The following is a 442-nucleotide window of genomic DNA, read 5'->3' on the forward strand; positions in this document are numbered from 1 at the left end:
GCAGTAGCATTATCTTTAACAACTCCCGTAGATTTAAGTTTTGCTGCAAATGATACTGCTTGAGTTAGGTTTTGATGATTATTCTGTCCTAAGAATTCTAATTTTTTTCTAATAACGCCTGCATAATTAAGAAAATCTTCTTTATCAATGCTTCTGGCAAATCCAGACATTGAATCAAGAATGCTATTAATTGCGTTCTTTTCATGAGTCTTAAATATTTGTGAAGTAACTGCACTTATCTTGCTAACCATGGCATCAGTTTGAATAGATTTTTTTGCAAAATTCATTATATCTCCAAGACCACCTTGAAAAGAGGTGCTTATTATATTACCAATAGCAGTACCTGCAGCAATTCTAGATATATCTTTAACATTAGAAGCAACTTTACTTATGAATTTATTTTTTTTAGCAAGTGATTCATATTCTTCTTTTCTTAAGTCTT

General features: G+C 30.5%; 1 protein-coding gene. It reads right to left on the reverse strand.

Going from position 1 to position 442, the window contains the following annotated elements:
* Positions 1–442 (reverse strand): DUF759 family protein (locus tag U881_RS0107645; protein WP_024653844.1); only part of this gene is annotated, 442 nt, incomplete at both ends.

The organism is Borrelia persica No12 (assembly GCF_000500045.1).
Taxonomy (GTDB): domain Bacteria; phylum Spirochaetota; class Spirochaetia; order Borreliales; family Borreliaceae; genus Borrelia; species Borrelia persica.